This is a genomic window from Candidatus Methanoperedens sp. BLZ2, from assembly GCF_002487355.1.
GTDB lineage: Archaea > Halobacteriota > Methanosarcinia > Methanosarcinales > Methanoperedenaceae > Methanoperedens.
The window spans coordinates 19,427-33,063 of record NZ_NTMG01000049.1; the positions used below are offsets into that span (position 1 = coordinate 19,427).

13 protein-coding genes are annotated in these 13,637 nt (G+C 41.5%); 11 read left to right on the forward strand and 2 right to left on the reverse strand.

Features of this window, described 5'->3' with window-relative positions; genetic code table 11:
• The first annotated feature begins 46 nt into the window (after nucleotides 1-46).
• Complete coding sequence (locus tag CL181_RS08860) at nucleotides 47-685, forward strand: hypothetical protein (RefSeq protein WP_097298952.1); 639 nt, start codon at nucleotides 47-49, stop codon at nucleotides 683-685.
• 11 nt (nucleotides 686-696) lie between these two features.
• Here CL181_RS08860 and CL181_RS08865 read toward each other — a convergent pair whose 3' ends face one another.
• The gene (locus CL181_RS08865) at nucleotides 697-1,533 is read right to left on the reverse strand and encodes a UbiA family prenyltransferase (protein WP_097298953.1); all 837 of its coding nucleotides are present in this window, start codon (nucleotides 1,531-1,533) and stop codon (nucleotides 697-699) included.
• A 382-nt stretch (nucleotides 1,534-1,915) separates the two neighbouring features.
• Here CL181_RS08865 and CL181_RS08870 point away from each other — a divergent pair, with 382 nt between their 5' ends.
• The 10 genes from CL181_RS08870 to CL181_RS08915 all read left to right on the forward strand — a co-directional run bounded on the left by CL181_RS08870 (nucleotide 1,916) and on the right by CL181_RS08915 (nucleotide 12,846).
• On the forward strand, nucleotides 1,916-2,326 hold the full coding sequence (locus CL181_RS08870; RefSeq protein ID WP_097298954.1) for a hypothetical protein: 411 nt from the start codon (nucleotides 1,916-1,918) through the stop codon (nucleotides 2,324-2,326).
• Nucleotides 2,327-2,409: 83 nt separating this feature from the next.
• Nucleotides 2,410-3,987 carry a hypothetical protein gene (locus tag CL181_RS08875; protein ID WP_097298955.1) on the forward strand — a complete coding sequence of 526 codons (1,578 nt, stop codon included), beginning with the start codon at nucleotides 2,410-2,412 and terminating at the stop codon, nucleotides 3,985-3,987.
• Entirely contained in the window at nucleotides 3,984-4,886 is a 903-nt protein-coding gene (locus CL181_RS08880) for an ABC transporter permease (protein WP_097298956.1), read from the forward strand. The genes CL181_RS08875 and CL181_RS08880 overlap by 4 nt, the downstream gene beginning before the upstream one ends.
• Before the next feature lie 6 nt (nucleotides 4,887-4,892).
• Nucleotides 4,893-5,804, forward strand: a complete 912-nt coding sequence (locus CL181_RS08885) for an ABC transporter permease (protein WP_097298957.1) — start codon at nucleotides 4,893-4,895, stop codon at nucleotides 5,802-5,804.
• On the forward strand, nucleotides 5,801-7,372 hold the full coding sequence (locus CL181_RS08890; RefSeq protein WP_097298958.1) for a hypothetical protein: 1,572 nt from the start codon (nucleotides 5,801-5,803) through the stop codon (nucleotides 7,370-7,372). Before CL181_RS08885 ends, CL181_RS08890 begins: the two co-directional genes overlap by 4 nt.
• 2 nt (nucleotides 7,373-7,374) lie before the next feature.
• The gene (locus CL181_RS08895) at nucleotides 7,375-8,340 is read left to right on the forward strand and encodes an ABC transporter ATP-binding protein (RefSeq protein ID WP_097298959.1); all 966 of its coding nucleotides are present in this window, start codon (nucleotides 7,375-7,377) and stop codon (nucleotides 8,338-8,340) included.
• Nucleotides 8,341-8,706: 366 nt separating this feature from the next.
• Complete coding sequence (locus CL181_RS08900; protein ID WP_097298960.1) at nucleotides 8,707-9,339, forward strand: ArsR family transcriptional regulator; 633 nt, start codon at nucleotides 8,707-8,709, stop codon at nucleotides 9,337-9,339.
• Nucleotides 9,340-9,379: 40 nt separating this feature from the next.
• Nucleotides 9,380-9,874, forward strand: a complete 495-nt coding sequence (gene hsp20, locus CL181_RS08905) for an archaeal heat shock protein Hsp20 (RefSeq protein WP_097298961.1) — start codon at nucleotides 9,380-9,382, stop codon at nucleotides 9,872-9,874.
• Nucleotides 9,875-9,912: 38 nt separating this feature from the next.
• A complete protein-coding gene (locus CL181_RS08910) occupies nucleotides 9,913-12,096 on the forward strand; it encodes a CDC48 family AAA ATPase (RefSeq protein ID WP_097298962.1) in 2,184 nt (727 codons plus the stop codon).
• Between the two features lie 81 nt (nucleotides 12,097-12,177).
• Entirely contained in the window at nucleotides 12,178-12,846 is a 669-nt protein-coding gene (locus tag CL181_RS08915) for a winged helix-turn-helix transcriptional regulator (protein ID WP_141398853.1), read from the forward strand.
• A gap of 3 nt (nucleotides 12,847-12,849) precedes the next feature.
• On the opposite strand, the gene CL181_RS08920 is transcribed toward CL181_RS08915, so the two are convergent.
• Nucleotides 12,850-13,637: UbiA family prenyltransferase (locus CL181_RS08920; RefSeq protein WP_320410172.1), on the reverse strand; the 788-nt coding region annotated here is incomplete at its 5' end.

A 13,637-nucleotide genomic window follows, 5' to 3' on the forward strand; every position in this document is an offset into this window, starting at 1 on the left:
TCGAAAGTTATTTTAGTAAAGCGAATAATTATTGTCGTTGATTATAATGAATGAGATAATTCCGGAAAGAGTTAAAAAAACCGCACAGATTATATCTGAAGTATCGCATTTAAATGAAACAGACATGTTTATTCTGCTGTCCCTGCTTGCCGACAGCAAAATGACCAATGCGGAGCTTGCAAAAATAATGAATTTCAAGGACGGGAATTCTACTGCATATCACACACGAACCATGCAGGAGGACGGAATGATCGACCGTTATACAATTGTTCCAAACTGGAAACGTGTTGGACTGCCAACTGAATTTATAATACTTGCAGAAACGCAAAATGAGGAACAACTGCTTGAGATTGAAAAAATGCATGTGGTTATGGCTGATGAATATGCATCAAGTACAGGGGATATTGTTGTAACTCCAATGGTTTCAGGTTGTATTATCCTTCAGGATGTCTACTACTGTTATGGTGATAGACAGATGGGGGTAATAATCGGCAGGGCAACATCGGATCAGGACGCTGCGGTTTATTGCAAGAATTATCTTGTCAGCAGGTATCCGAATATCAAAGTAAGTCTGCTTATCAACAAATACAGGACAATAAGCAATTTCTTCATTGATAAGCCTGCTATAAAAAAATTGAAAGAAATATTCCATATTGAAAAGTCCGGTGCGCCTGATGCATTGTAATAATTGCATTATCAGTATAGAAATACCTCCATCTTAAGAAGTAGCATAATAAAATTCGGAACAGTCAATGCCAGGATCATCCTGTCTTTAAGTCTATGCCCTTCCGCTACCGGATTTCTCAGCAGGATTTTTATGCACCCGATAATAAGAACGATATAGATTACAGCAGCCGGAGCCAGATATGAATATTTTGTGACAGCATATATCATTGGGATAAGAGGCAGTATTGTCAGTGCGCTGCATACTATTGCTGCTCTGCGAATACCCAGCAACAGCGGCAATGAATTTATGTCGCCTGCCACATCTTTAAAATCCTTCATGAATGTGAGGGAGAATACCAGTGTGAAAATATAAATAGCAACCATCAGGCTATCTGCATTGATCTGTGCGTATATACTCCAGACACCTATCGATTCCAGAGCAAAATACAATGCCATAACCGCCATCGCAATTCCGGGTTTGTCTTTGAACCTGAATGAAGGATGTGAGTACATGATGCCGCCGACAATGATTCCTCCGATTAAGAAACATATGGAGAGGATAAGGCTCAGGCCGATCGAAAGAACGAGGGCTGTTGAAAATAACAATATCATGTATATCCACGCATTTTTCACAGAGATCTGACCGGATGCTATAGCTCCATTTGGTTTGCATATTTTGTCTATCTCGATATCATAGATGTCGTTTATTATATCGCAACCGCTGTGGACCATTATTCCTGCAAGGATTGCAATAGCTGCCCTGTAATCCCAGACTCCTAAAACGGCGCATGTTACAGCCACGACAGAGATGTCAACTATACTTCCTTTCAATTTAAGGATTGATATATATGGATTCTTTAAAACCATTTTATTCCCCGCTTTGATTCATAAAAATATGAATCATTTTCAATATATTAGAGCATAATTTGTTATTTAAACATTTCTTTTTAGTTTTTTGTAGTAATTCAAAAAAAAAGCGATATATTTAAATACAATGCATGGAAATAAGATTGGTGTACAGATGAATAAATCCTGTACAAAAAAATGGGTCAGTAAAGTTGGCAGGTTGGGGAGATAAAACTCCAAAAATGGATTTTACTGACTATAAAAAAAACATGGGGTTCAACTGAACCATCCAAAGTGCGGTTGAATCCCAATGGCCCGTAGGCAAATAAGGTTAGGACTTTCAAAGTATTAAAGACTTGCCTGGTTTTGCCTCCGGAGTAAATGAAAAAGGAGGTGAAAAAGAATGAAAATAAGCAAGATAATAGGCGTTTCGGCTATGACACTGCTGCTTGCGACATTAATGGTAAGTGTAGCTTCAGCCGCAGGAGGGTCTTCGTATTCGACTGCAGAGCTTATAAATGTACCCGATAATGATATAACCTATTTTGGACTATATTCGAGTCATACCGAGGACTGGTGGAAATTCAATGCTAATCCCTATGATATAATATATATCGATTTGGATTACACATTCTCTCAGAACGGAGGCAAGGAATATCTCCACGACCCATACGAGAATGTCATCAAAGCAGCGGTATGCTCTTCTGGATGTCAGATCGACCATACTGGACAGGTGACTGGGAGCCAACCACGTATTGAAATAAATCGTGGTACTTCCTCAACTTACGACCACGTTGTCGGCCGAAATTGGTAAGTGAATGGAAAAAATCAAAAAAAATTTAAAATTGGAAAGGCTGAAATATTTCAGCCTTTCAAAATATTTAATATGATCAAAATATGAACATCCAAAATAAAAAATTAATAATAGTATTTATTGTGATTTATTTTACATCTTATCAGGCAGCAGCAGAAGAATCCAGGCTGCCGATTATACTGGAGACAAATGTATACTCATTAATAAACAAAGATATCCTGAGCCATGTGGATATGAATCGTCTCGATACTCACGGTACTACAGACATGAGATTTTACTGGAGCCCGGATGAAAGAAAAGTACTCATCGAAGCATCTATAAGTGCTTATGCAAAAGGAGGGAAAGCAGCTTTAGGCGGAGTGAGTGCACTATATTTGGCGGATATCTCACAGATAAATTCTCCAAAGCTTCTTAGAAGGGGCGAGGACACCAATAGCATTGCTGATGAATCAAGAAGCATGATTGATACCTTCCATTGGAGCCCTTCGGGCAAATATTTTTCTTTCGTAGAGCGAAGTGGGGGAACTTTCAGAAGAAAATTTGATGAAACGTGGATTCTTTGGATAATCAATACAAGCACACTTGATGTGGTCTCCAAAAAAGATGTCTCTGATGCAACAATTGGTGAAGACTTTCATCGGGGTTATTCCTGGTCACCTGTTGAGGATAAAATTGCATACATCGGGTTTAATGAAAACAAATCGAAGGATATATTCGTCTTGGATGTTTCTGAAAATAGTTTCTATGAAACCGGAATTAAAGAGTATATAAAATCTTTTGAAAACACAGTTTTAACATGGTCACCGGATGGCAGGAAGCTTGCATTGGCAGAACAGACATATAACGCAGGAAATTATAGTTTATTAATTATAGACCCTGCAAGCAGGAAAATTACGAATCTTCTTTCAGCCGCAACAATAATAGCACCCAGGTACGCGTTTTGGAGCCCTGATAGCAGAAACATCCTTGTAACGGAAATGAAGCCAGATGATAAAATCGATGTTTATCTGGTAAATATGGAAAATGGAGAACACAGGATACTAACGACCTTAAATAACTTAGCAAGTTATGTAATAAAATGGAGCATGGATGGTAAGAAAATCTTATTTAAAACATCTAAAGGAGATATTAATCAGTTCTATTCGATGGATATAGATGGTAGCAGTTCCCCGGTTCTAATTTTTGAGAATAGTATATCTTCTGAATCGGCGGATGTTTCTGGAAATTTCACTATATTGACATTTAGTAGCGATTTATATAATTTAAATAATTTAGTTGTTCTGGAAAATGAGAACAAGCCATTAGTTATAAATAATGTGAGTTATTATTATTTTAATTATAAATTAGATAGCTTATTATACGTGAGTCAAAACAACGGTCAAAATGCACTTTTCAGACTTAGCCCGGGAGCAGGTAGTAAGCAGCTCTCCATCTTACCGGATGTTAAAATATTCAGCTTTAGTCCAAGTGGCAATTTTATAATTGTGGATAATGGTTCAGAATCATTTGAAAAAGAAAATAGTAACGGGACCAATTTTACAACTCAAAAGGTTGATAATTCAAAAGGTACAGCATCCAAAGCCCCCGGACTTGCTTTTATATTTGCCGGAACTTCAGTATTTGTTGTATACTATATTATAAAAATGAAGAGGTATTTATGAAACAAAATGTTAGAAATGTGCTTGTAATCGCTCAAAAAGAATTCACTGACCATTTATGGAGTCCGAGATTTGTAACATTACTTTCGGTATTCTTACTAATAATATTCTCATTTAGCTATAAAGCTGCTTCAGCCGGGCTAAACATATTCAAAATGGGTTTTCTCGATGTCTCCCAGATAATTGCTGTTTTTCTGCCTTTTTTAGGAATGGCACTAGGATTTGACTCAGTAGTCAAAGAAAGTAAATCAAGTTCGTTGAATGTTCTTTTAAGCCATCCGGTTTTCAGAGATAACATAATTACTGGAAAAATACTGGGATCTCTGGCAACATTATCACTTGTTATCGGAATATCTATTATTGCCTCTATAGGAACTATGCTCATCATCTCCGGCGTGCAAATAAACCTCCTTGAGATTGAACGAATATTAATTTTTGCCATTTTAACATTTATTTACATTTCCACATTTGTGGGCATTAGTATTCTATTATCAATATATTCAAAAAATACAGCCAGTTCATTAATATATTCGGTCGTTATCTGGATCAATTCAATAATAGTATTTAGTGCAATCGTTGCAGTACTTGCTGCCATTATAACCGGGCAGTCATATCTGGATTTAGGAAAAAACCACCAGGTACTTGAACTCAATGCTAACCTTCAAACGTTCTCGCCAATCCATCATTATGCAGAGGCAGTTAGCGGTGTACCAAGTTTAAGTTTTGGTGGAGTCAGTTTGAATTCTGGTTCCGATAGAAGCTTGGGAATTTTTGATACAAGATATACGTTAGATCAATGGATGTATGAGTACTGGACAAATCTTGTAGTATTAATTACAGTACCAATAGTATTGTTTATTGCATCATTTGTGGCATTTTTACGAAGAGATATAACAATGTGAGGTACTATGAAGAAAAGTCTCAATAATTCAATTACGATTGCTCAGAAAGAATTTGCAGATAACATATGGAGTCCTGTTTTTTTGCTATTACTTATAACCTTCACTTTGATTGTTTTTACCTACAGTTATCAGAACGGATTAAAAGTAGAACGCGTCGGATTGCAGGATGGAACCTCTCTTTTACTAAATGGGTTTGCTGGTCTTGCAAAAATTATGGGATTTTTTGCTCCCTTGATCGGCTTTGCTTTAGGTTTTGACGCAGTCGTAAAAGAGAAAAAATCCGGGTCATTAAACGTACTTTTAACCCATCCGGTATTCAGGGATAATATTATTAGTGGGAAAATTCTGGGTTCATTCTTGACATTAGCTCTTGTTATCGTAATTTCAACATTAATTTCGATTGGCACTTTGCTTTTGATCATAGGGGGCACTTTGAATGGATTTGAACTTGGAAGGATAGCAGTATTTTCAATAATAACTTTTTTTTACAGTATTATTTTTATGGGGATCGGAGTTATCCTTTCTATCGTAGTAAAGGATGCTGCAGACTCACTTGTTTACAACGTTGTTGTTTGGTTTGTCCTCTGTATTCTATTTGGTGCTATTGTTATCGCAATAGCAACTATTATTACAGGTCAGCCATTTGGCATTGGTACCAGCTCTTTTGAACTTGCTTTGAACATGGCAAATATATCGCCGCTTCATCATTATGCAGAAGCAACTGTGGGCAGGGTTGATCTTAGCTGGGGCGGTATTGGCTTCGCCGATGCTTCAATAAAAGGGATATTTGACACCCGTTTTACCCTCTTCCAGTGGTTTGGCGAGTTCTGGATGAATTTAACCGTACTAATAGTAACTCCGATCATCCTTCTAATCATTGCTTTCATAGCATTTCTCAGGAAGGACATAAGTACATGAATAAAACCTTAAGAATTCTCGGAATCATATCAATCATCATCTTACTCCTGATACCATTAGCCGCAGCAGAATTCTCTCAGATATCTGCTACATCGGACATAACCGGCAAAGTCGTTCGCCCGGGCGACACAGTTGAATTCACCACAACCCTGCAGAAATTCTACAACACCACAAAAAGCGTCTCAGTCAAGCTATTCATCGACAAAAAACCAGACAACTGGCTCGCCGGCTTCTATGCAGAAAACAACCAGGTAAGCCAGATAACCTTCCCTGCCGACTCAACCGAGTCAAAGCAGGTTGTCGTAAGAGTGAGGGTGCCAGCCAACACCAGCGATGGCTCCTACCTGGTAAGGATAGGGTTGCAGCCTTTTGGCGAGGATGTTACCAATTATGAATTGATATACCGCGATTTTGCTGCGATCGTGGACAGGAACGCCATGCCTAACCTTGACATATACTCAGGCATACCCGGAAGAAAAACCCATCCTGGCATTCCAGTCAGGTTCAGCATCACTGTAGAAAATAAATACGACAGCAGGGCGACAGTAAAGCTCTCGGTACTTTCAAAGCCAGGTGAATGGGGCGTGGACCTGCTCTCTTCAGACGGCGCAAGGATCACAAAAATGAGTATTCCTGCAAAAGGTAAGCAGGATTTTGATGTTGTCGCCCAGCCTCCTGTTAATTCAACCGACGGGGATTATGAGGTGCTGGTAGGCGCTTCTATGGAAAGCGGCAGCCAGTTCATCTCACTGCCGCTAAGTGTCACCATTAATCCTGAGCTTGATCCAACCCAGGCATTGAGTGCATATCTTGAAATGCGCTCAGCTATAGCAGGGCTTGAAGTCCGGCCTGAAAATACAGCAGAGTTTGCCGTATCCCTGAACAACAGATATGACCAGCAGCTCAAGCTGAACCTGAAAGCACTGGATAAGCCGCAAGGCTGGAATGTGGAGTTTCTTTCAGATACGGATGATAATGTGAGGCTTACCACGCTTGAACTGCCTGCAAAAGGCGAGCAAAATTTCATAGTGAAAATCAAACCTTCCCTGAACGCAAGCGATGGCATATATCCTGTACTCGTGGGTGCTGTCAGCGGGGATGACAGGAGCGTGTCCCGGAGACTTGAAGTTACCGTCAATAAAGGTCTTGAGAACAGCCAGATACTCGGCCTTTATCCGGGATACAGCGAAGTGACGCTCAATCCTGGCAGTTCGACAGATATCAGTGTAACACTGAGGAACGGCGGGGATGAGGCATTAAGCGACGTTCAGCTTGAGATACAGGAAGTAAGCGGCATCAGTACCCAGATACGAAGCTTCGGGACAATAGAAAAACTGGAGGCCGGCGAATCAAGGAATATTCCTGTTGAGATTACAGCACGGGCAGACGCAGGCTCAGGGATAAAAGAAATATTCATGCGTGCAAAGAGCGGCGATATCCAGGGTGAGGAAAAGACCATCAAAGTGAATGTTGAAAAATCAGGATCAAGCGGAATAGCAGGGATCGGGATGGTAGTGCTTGCTATTGTTGCGCTTGTGTTTATAATTCGCAAGTTCGGGAGAAGATGAACATGAATGAAATCAGTCAAAATGAAAATATTATTGAAACCATAAATCTTACCAAGCGTTTTGGTAAGAAAAACGAGCTTGTAGCAGTGGATTCGCTAAACCTTGGCGTTAGAAAGGGCGAAGTATTTGGTTTTGTTGGGCCAAACGGTGCAGGAAAGACCACTACGATGAAGATGCTGATCGGTTTGCTTGAGCCCACGGACGGTTCTGGTAGGGTAGCAGGTTTTGATATTGTAAGAGAGGTAATAAAAATAAGGGAAGCAACAGGTGTTTTGCCTGAACCTGCCGGATTTTATGATAATCTCACGGCAAGACAGAACCTCAGGTTCTATGCAAAGCTCTACGATATCGATGAAAAGACACGAGAGAAGCGGATCGTCGATTTACTTGAGCTTGTGGGTCTTGGTCGTGCCATAGACCAGAAGACAGGTGGATTTTCAACAGGTATGAGGAAGCGTTTCGGTCTTGCCCAGGCATTGATAAATGAGCCAGGTGTCCTGTTCCTGGATGAACCCACAAGCGGCATCGATCCTCTTGGCGCACAGATGATGCGGGATTTGATCAAAAAACTGAGTAAAGAGAAGGGTGTGACCGTGTTCCTGAGCAGCCACAGCATGGCAGAGGTTGAGGAAATATGTGACAGGATCGGGGTGATTGCGCGCGGTAAGCTGCTTGCCGTAGGTACGGTGGAGGAACTCAGGGATAGGGTGAGGGAAAAAGTAGGTGTAAGGTTTACACTTGAAGTCCAGGATTTGCCTGTGCAGAGGGTCTTAGAGGGATTGAAAGGAGTTAATGGTGTGCGTTCTGTTGAGCCGGTTAACGGTCATATCTCGCTGCTGACAGATGTGGGAACGCGCATGGAGATAGCTGTAGCTGTGAAGTCCATGGGCGGAACCATATCCCGATTCGAGGAGGAGAGAATGGATTTGCAGCGTGTGTTCCTGAAGCTGATAGAAGAAGCGGCATGATGTGTATACAGATAAAAAATGTGTGGTTCAGCCGTTTCGCAAAAGCAACTAAATCCCAATGGCCTGTAGGCAGATAAGGTTAGGACTTTCAAAGTATAGGAGTTATGACTCTAATTAATGATGGCAAAATCGATCAGATAAACATGCAATTGGAGATGGATGTATGATCCTGAGATGGAAATTTGAAATGAATGCGGACATGGTGGAAATCTTGTGGATGGCAAATTGAGAATATATCATGTTACCCCAGCATGTATGTGGACACTAAGATTAGCTTTGAACGTATTTACGCGTTAAGTTTATATACTATACTCACTAACTTAAGGTTAGTAACCTCAAGTCACTAACTCGGGGTGAAACATAAACATGGAATCAGCACAACTATTAGACATACTCGGAAACGAGAACCGAAGGAAGATCCTGCACCTCCTGGCAAGCCGCCCATGCTATATGAGCGAGATAGCAGAAAGGCTTGACGTGGGTGCAAAGGCAATACTCGGGCATCTTCTCCTCCTTGAGCAGGCAGGTCTGATAGAAGCCAACGTAGATGAACAACGGCGCAAATACTTTCATATTACAGACAACCTCCGTCTTGAAGTGTTTGTGTCGCCATATTCATTTGAGATTGAAATTACTACTGCCGCCTTATCTGCACCAAAAGAGCATGCACCAGCAGACCAGCAAGTGATCATGACCTTAAAATCGCTTTACGGCCAGATACAGGACCTCATAGAAAAAAGACAGCAGTTAATGCAGGAGTACCAGCAAATCCAGGGAAACATAACCGAGGCGATGGGACATTACATGGATGCCATCGAAGATACTGCCGAAGATAACATTGAGGCGGAAATACTCTATGCGCTGTTAAAAGGCCCGACGAATGCGCGTATGTTGTCCATGCAGCTTGGGATTCCTGAGTATGTGATCGAGGGATATATTGTAAAAATGGAACGAAAAGAACTCCTTAAAAGAGACGGGAATAATTATATAATAGGCTAAAGAATATAAAATATATACAAATTAAAAAAGAGGTAAAAATATGGAAAGAGATTGGAGAAAGACTGAAAAGGGATTTTTCAATGAATTTGAAAAAGAGATGGAGCAAATGAATGACCTTGTAAACCGCATGATGCAATCCATGGGAAAAGAGCCGCAGGTTTATGGCTTTAGCATGCAGGTAGGACCTGACGGCATACCGCATGTAGAGCGTTTCGGAAATGTGTCGCCTGTTGGTAAAGACAGGGATGTCAGGGAGCCATTCACAAGCACATTGACCGATGAAAAAAATAATGAATTTAATATTACGGCAGAAATGCCAGGGATCAATAAAGAAGATATCGAACTCAATGCGACGGAAAAAGAAGTTATTATCAAAGCAGATAGCAATGCAAGGAAATACTACAAGTTCATAAAAACACCAGTACCTGTTGATCCGGATAGCGCTGCGGCAAAGTACAACAACGGAGTGCTTGAAGTAACATTGAAATTCAAAGACAATTCGAAACAGGATGTAAAGTCGATAAAGATCGAATAAATGGATGAAACATAACTGGAGATTAATAAAAGAGAAATATGGATAAGAAAGAGAAAACTGTAAATCTCAAGGTCATTGAAGCAAAATCCTACGATGCAGGACGCGGTATTGCCAGGATCGATCCTGAAGTGGCTTATGAACTGGGGTTGCAGACAGGCGATGTCATAGGTATTGAGGGCACTAAGAGGACGGCTGCACTTGTATGGCCGGGTTATCCTGAGGACAGCAATTCGGGATTAATACGCATTGACGGAACAGTACGGAGAAATGCAGGAGTTAGTATCGATGACAGGGTACATATCCGAAAAATTCATACTGCGCCTGCAGAAAAAATCCTGTTCTCACCCACACAGCCATTAAAGATACAGGGTGGGGAGGCATATCTTGCCCATAATCTTGAGGGACGCGTGATCACCCGCCATGATGTAGTTGAACTAAATATTATGGGCCGACGCGTTGACCTTGTGGTCGTGTCTATAAAACCAGTTTCTGATTCTGTGATTATCAGCGGAAATACAATAATAGAGATCAGCGATAAGCCAGCTAAAGAGATGCCTTCTATTCCCAGGGTCTCGTATGAAGATATTGGCGGGCTGGGAGATGAGGTAAGGAAAGTCAGGGAAATGATCGAACTTCCTTTGCGGCATCCTGAACTCTTTGAACGCCTCGGAGTAGAAGCGCCAAAAGGAGTTCTCCTTCATGGTCCTCCTGGCACCGGGAAAACCATGCTTGCAAAAGCACTTGCCTCGGAAACAAATGCAAATTTCCTTACCCTTTCCGGGCCTGAAATAATGAGTAAATTCTATGGCGAATCAGAAGAGAAGCTGAGGGATATATTCCAGCAGGCTGAGGAGAACGCGCCAAGCATCATATTAATTGATGAGATAGACAGCATCGCTCCCAAGAGAGAGGAAGTCACAGGAGAAGTGGAGCGGCGTGTTGTAGCACAGTTGCTTGCTGTAATGGATGGACTTAAAGCCCGCGGAAAGGTAGTGGTAATCGGAGCCACGAACAGGCCCAATGCCCTTGACCCTGCACTTCGCCGCCCCGGGAGATTTGACCGCGAGATCGAGATCGGAGTCCCGAACAGGAAAGCCCGTTTCGAGATAATGCAGATACATACCAGGGGAATGCCTGTGGCTGATGATGTGAAACTTGACAGGATCGCAGACCTGACACATGGTTTTGTGGGTGCAGACCTTGCCGCCCTGACGCGCGAGGCTGCCATGAATGCTATCAGGCGCCTGCTTCCAGAGCTTGACCTTGAAGTACAGAGCATCCCCGCAAATATTCTTAACAGGTTGATCGTTACAGGAGAGGACTTTACAAATGCACTGCGGGAAATGACACCATCCGCGCTTCGTGAAGTATTCATTGAATCCCCTAATATCCACTGGAGCGATATTGGCGGGCTTCCTGATGCAAAACAGGAATTAAAGGAAGCTGTTGAATGGCCAATGAAATATCCGAATATATTCAAGCAGACCGGGGCAAGACCGCCAAAAGGGATACTGCTTTATGGCCCGCCTGGAACAGGAAAGACCCTGCTTGCAAAAGCGGTTGCTACCGAAAGCGAGGCAAATTTCATAAGCGTGAAAGGACCGGAATTCATGAGCAAATGGGTCGGGGAAAGCGAAAAAGCCATCCGCGAAACATTCAGGAAAGCAAAGCAGGCAGCGCCATGTATCATTTTCTTTGATGAGATCGATTCAATTGCCCAGATACGAGGCTCGGGTTCTGATTCCCATGTGACTGAGAGGGTTATCAGCCAGATGCTTTCTGAGATAGACGGGCTTGAAGAGATGCATAGCATTACTGTAATTGCAGCGACCAACAGGCCGGATATCATTGACCCTGCGCTTCTTCGGCCTGGGAGGATTGACCGCCTGATCTACATAACGCCCCCTGACAGGAACTCAAGGCTTGAGATATTCAAAGTCCATACTGCCAGGACGCCACTTGATGGTGATGTTGACCTTGAAACGCTTTCGGATGATACTGAAGGTTTCACCGGGGCTGACATTGCATCAGTATGCAATGAGGCTACGATACTGGCTATCAGGGAATATGTGGTTTCAGGAAAACAAACAGATGATGAGTCTATAAAGCAATTAAAAGTGGGCTATCATAATTTCAGGGATGCCATGGTAAAAGTGAAACCCCATTCCAAGAAAGAACTGGAGAAATATACTAAGATATCTGAGAATTTCATATACCAGTAAAAAACTGGTATATGGAAATTTCTGCTTTTTTTTGTTTATCAAAAGTTATTTTAGTAAAGCGAATAATTATTGTAGTTGATTATGATGAATGGAATTACTACAGAAAGAATCAAGAAAATTGCTCAAATAATCTCCGAAGTCTCCCGTCTGGATGAAACTGATATGTTCATTCTTCTGGAATTGCTCCAGGACAGCAAAATGACCAATGCCGAACTTGCAAAAATAATGAATTTCAAGGACGGGAATTCAGTGGCGTATCACACGCGAACCATGCAGGAGGAGGGAATGATCGACCGTTATACAATTGTTCCGAACTGGAAGCGTGTTGGACTGCCAACTGAATTTATAATACTGGCAGAAGCGCAAAATGAAGAACAACTGCTTGAGATTGAAAAAATACATGTTGTAATGACTGATGAATATGCATTGAAGAAGGGGGATATTACAGTAATTCCGACCATCTCAGGATGTGTGGTCCTGCAGAATGTTTATCACTGTTTTGGTGACAAGACTATGGCGATAATAGTCGGAAGGGCAACATCTGACCAGGATGCTGCGGTTTATAGTAAGAATTATCTTGTCAAAAGATACCCGAATATCAAAATAAGCCTGCTGATGAACAAATATAAAACAATAAGTGATTTCTTCATTGACAAAAATGCAATAAAAAAATTAAAAGAATTCTTCCAGATTGGTGAAGGAAACGATTCTACTGAGGTTTTGAAAGATTTGCATGATTTGCCTTTATAATGACTAAATAACCGTAGCAAAGAACATACTGAAGTTGGGAACGGCCAATGCCATGGTCATCCAGTCTTTAAGCCTGTGACCTTGCGCAACTGGATTTCCCATAAGGATTTTAATACAGCCCGCAATTAATATAATATAAATTATCGCAGCCATATAAAAATTCAGGTATCTGATCATTATGTATAATAGAGGGATTAGCGGCAGTATCGACAGGGCGCTGCATACTATTGCAGCCCTTCGAATACCAAGTAAGAGCGGCAATGAATTGATATCTCCCGCCACATCCTTAAAATCCTTCATGAACGTCAGGGAGAATACAAGTATGAATATGTAGGCGGCAATCATCAAACTTTCTCTGCCAACAGGGGAATATATACTCCATATACCTATTGATTCAAGGGCGAAACATAATCCCATATTTGCCATTGCCATGCCGGGTTTATCCTTTAAACGGAATGAAGGGTGGGAGTACATGACCCCTCCCACAAAAATTCCTGCCAGAAGACATATAAAAAGAATAAAGCTCAGGTTAAATGAAATAATAAGCGCAGCCGAAATTAACAAAATCATGTATCTCCATGCATTTTTTTCTGATATCTGACCTGATGCTATCGCACCCTCTGGCTTGCAGATTTTATCTATTTCAACATCGTAAATATCGTTTATGATATCACATGCGCCGTGGATCAGTATTCCGGCGATGATCCCGATAGCTGCCCTGTAATCCCAGGTGCCAAGGACGGCGCATGTTACTGCTACTACAGAAAGGTCAACGATACTGCTTTTCAATT